Origin of the sequence: Mycobacterium sp. E2327, from assembly GCF_001672675.1 — a bacterium.
Taxonomy (GTDB): domain Bacteria; phylum Actinomycetota; class Actinomycetes; order Mycobacteriales; family Mycobacteriaceae; genus Mycobacterium.
In genome coordinates, this window is sequence record NZ_LZKE01000006.1 from 1 (window position 1) to 816 (window position 816).

Here is an 816-nt window from a genome sequence, read left to right on the forward strand (position 1 = left end):
TCAAGGATCTCGTTTTGATCGGCGTTGCGCTGTGGACGCTCGGCGACTCGCTCGCGGCTCGAAAAGCGTTCCCCTGAGCAGCTTTTTGGCCGACGCCAGCGTGTCGGCGTACGCGTCCGCGGTCAGGTTGGCCGACCGGTCCGTCAGCCCACGGGCCAGCGCGTAGATCGCGTTGACCGCGGCGCCCGGGTCGGTATCGGGCGACAGCGCTCCCCGCGCCTGAGCGTCCCGGACGATGTCATCGATGGTGTCGCGCAAGCCTTTTAGTCCGGCATGCCCGCGCATCGCGCGTTCGAACGCGGCCAGGTGCGGATACTCGCGCAGCAACCTGTCCAGCTCGTCCAGCATCGCCTCGAGGCGCTCGACGACGTCATCGGAATGCGCCGCGGCGGACCGCACCCGTGGCAACGCGATCTCGTCGATCTCCCGGACGGTCGCCGTGAGCAACTCGGACTTGTTCGGGAAATAGTGGTACAGGCTCGCGCTGGTCATGTCGGCAGCCTTGGCGATCTCCCGAATTGTCGCCTGGGAGTAGCCCACCTCCCCCACGCAGCGCATGGTGGCGACGATTATCCGCTGGCGAGTCTCCTCGCCGCTGGCGCCGACCGGGCGACCTAGCATGCCGTCGAATATAATCGAACGATCAATTAATATCCGGTTCCTGCTCGGAGGTGCGCCCGCATGAACGCCGCGCGGTCGCAGTTGGGGCGCCCGGTAGGCGCCAGCGGCGAGCGGACCCGCGCTCGAATAATCACCGCGGCGATGCGCTGCGTGGGGGAGGTGGGCTACTCCCAGGCGACAATTCGGGAGATCGCC

1 protein-coding gene and 1 pseudogene are annotated in these 816 nt (G+C 66.9%); one reads left to right on the forward strand and one right to left on the reverse strand.

From position 1 onward, the window contains the following. A complete protein-coding gene (locus tag A5712_RS00695) occupies positions 1 to 621 on the reverse strand; it encodes a TetR/AcrR family transcriptional regulator (RefSeq protein WP_068100165.1) in 621 nt (206 codons plus the stop codon). Positions 622 to 681: 60 nt separating this feature from the next. Here A5712_RS00695 and A5712_RS31595 point away from each other — a divergent pair. Beyond that, positions 682 to 816, forward strand: a pseudogene (locus A5712_RS31595) (TetR/AcrR family transcriptional regulator); the annotation flags it as partial.

What these genes read in the sequence shown, in the direction of transcription:
- A5712_RS00695 (WP_068100165.1), bottom strand. Translation starts at nt 621, where the DNA reads ATGCTAGGTCGCCCGGTCGGCGCCAGCGGCGAGGAGACTCGCCAGCGG.